Origin of the sequence: Wolbachia endosymbiont of Nasonia oneida, assembly GCF_009012935.1 — a bacterium.
In the GTDB taxonomy this organism is placed as follows: Bacteria; Pseudomonadota; Alphaproteobacteria; order Rickettsiales; family Anaplasmataceae; genus Wolbachia; species Wolbachia pipientis.
The window spans coordinates 1-2576 of sequence record NZ_QESS01000041.1 but is presented as its reverse complement, the minus strand read 5'-3'; the positions used below and the strand labels follow the sequence as shown (position 1 = coordinate 2576).

1 protein-coding gene is annotated in these 2576 nt (G+C 33.0%); it reads left to right on the top strand.

Annotation, left to right across the window (positions count from 1 at the left end; genetic code table 11):
• Positions 1-166: 166 nt before the first annotated feature.
• A complete protein-coding gene (locus tag DEF52_RS05950) occupies positions 167-2275 on the top strand; it encodes an ankyrin repeat domain-containing protein (RefSeq protein ID WP_151808130.1) in 2109 nt (702 codons plus the stop codon).
• Positions 2276-2576: the final 301 nt, after the last annotated feature.

Sequence of the window (2576 nt, the reverse complement as noted above, 5' to 3'; positions counted from 1 at the left end):
ATTATTTATACTAAATCCACACCATCACACTCTGGGACCATACATCTTAGTATAAAAATTGCAAAATAAGAAAAATGTTATGTTAAATTAACTTGACTTGACTTGACTTGACTCATATGATACATTATATATAATAAATTATCTGTTCAAGCTAGGAGGTAGCACGATGGTTGAAAAGTCAAAAAAACCTGTTGTAGTGTCTGTCAGTCAACAAACAAGTGAGCAAGTTTCAGGAGGGGGATTAAGTAGTGGGCTAAAGTGTATAGAAACAGATGAGTTACCAATAGTAGGTAATCAAGATGATTACTATAACTCCATTAAACAGGATTTACTTTGGAGAATTTCAGACTTATTTGGTCCTTCCTGTCTTGATATAATAGAAGAATGGTTTGTTAAATTAGGTGGTTTACAATTAACAAATAGTCAAAAAGAATTAATTAGCGAGTTATACCCTATTATTAGGTATTCTAATTCTCTTGACACTTCAAAACTTAAACAATTTTTAGCAAAAAATGAGAATAACGCAGATCTAAAAGCTGTTCTTAATCTTAAAGTAGGAGCGAAAGAGTTCACACTACTACATATGCTTATAGAAGTGCTAGAAGAAAACATGTACAATGGTCGTACATTGATGGAGGATTTCTTAAAGGCAGGAGCTGATCCTAACATAAGAGACTATCAAGGAAATACACCTCTACATTACGCTGCTGCTCATCTTGGTCTTATAGACCACAGAACTGTAGGTTTACTCATTAAAAATGGAGCTGATCCTAACATTCAGAATCATCAAGGAGAAACATTTCTACATGTAGCTGTACCTCTTGCTAGAGATTATGAAATGGATGATTTTATGAAATATGTGGATAATTTTAAAATAGAGAATAAGAATGGAAAAACTCCTATGCAAATTGCGATTGACAATTGCAATTACTATCCCATAGAGCACTTATTCACTGAAAAGCAAAAGAAATTGAATGAAGAACTAAATAAACTGGTCCTGGGTACATACACTTCTGACGATAAGTACAACTCATATAAATTTGACACTCAAGGTATTGAAAATTTGAAGAAGTTTTTGGATAAACATAAAAACACTGAAGATTTAAAGATTGTTTTGATTAGTAAGAACTATGAATATAATCTCCCAGAGCTTCAAGGTGATATGTGCACTGAATTGAGTAAGTTACTTTCAGTAGCGGCAACTCAATCGCAAGCAGGAGCAGATGAACAAGAGGCTGAGACAACTTCACACCAAACAGTAAATTTACCAAGTAAATGTTTATTTAACGTTTGTTTACCAGATAAATTAAACCAGCTAGATGAGTACTTGACAGAAGTATCAAAAGCTAAAAATATGGCTGAATTACAAAAAGTTGTGAATGAAGCTATCATATCTGGAGTAAGACTGAATTTTGCTAAAGATCAAAAGAATTATTTCACAGATCATGTAATAGAAAGAATTAACCAGCTAAAAGAAAGTCCAGAAGTCGCTAGCAATATAGTCTGTATATTAGTATCGAAGGGAGCAAGGTTAGGAAAAAGTGACAGTGTTGATAAATTGGAGGTTATAGGATCAGGGTTTGAAGCTCATAAAGCTAATATGATCAAAGCTTATCAAGAGTATCTCAATTTTACTCAGAGATTTCTGAAAATTGCAAAAAATGCAACCAATTCCGAGTTGAATAGCACAAAAATTGATAACTCTACTTTTTACTTAGAATATTCAGAAGATAGCACAATAGATGTTGCGAAGATTACAGATGGAGCAAGGAGTTTAGGACTCACTCAAGGAGAAATAGAATACGGAAGAAATATAATCAAGATCGGTAAAAATGAGGTAGAAATTATAACGGAAAATGGCATAAGGCATTACACTAATCTTGCAGACAATAGTAATATAGTGTTAACTTTCTCTACTAGTTTAGGAGAATTAGAAGTTAATTTGTACCCTGACAAGCAAGATAAAATAATAGTAGAAGTTAGTAACAAAAAGGAAATACTGGAAAAGTTCAAAAATTGTAAAGAAGAATTAGGTGAGAATTGCTCGCTTGGTGGATATTGGGTCTACGATGCTATTAAACAGGGATATTTTGAAAGGTCTGGAAAACTTTGTCAATCTTTTGAAACAATTAGTCTATCTAAAAAAGTCTCAGAAGGAGTCAAAGCAGCGGTAAAAGGTTTAAAGTGTGGTGATATAGTGAGTTCTTCATCCAGTAATATATTTCCTCCAAAAGCGATTATGCAGGAAGGTAAAGCAAGAGTACCAGGAACATGAACTCAAAGTTGCTTAGGGTCAAGTTTTGAGTATTTTACTAAAATAGCTTTAACATTTTTTGGGGGATGTTTTAAATCCTATGGTGATGTTAAGTTAATAGCTTAAGAGATATTCTAAAGGAGTTATCTTATTTAAAAAATTACTTGGACGCTTATAGTTTTTTGAGCATAGCCTTTCATGTTAGATTCAAAGAAGACTGAATAGGCTGCTCCACACTTTCTACTTTCTCGAGCTTGGTGTTGGGCTTAAAGGTATTGACCTTACCCAGAAAAAGTGGAGAGAAAGTTTGGAATGTTTTTTA

Bases quoted from the DNA above. Each gene is read 5' to 3' on its own strand.
- DEF52_RS05950 (WP_151808130.1), top strand. From the start codon at position 167: ATGGTTGAAAAGTCAAAAAAACCTGTTGTAGTGTCTGTCAGTCAACAA.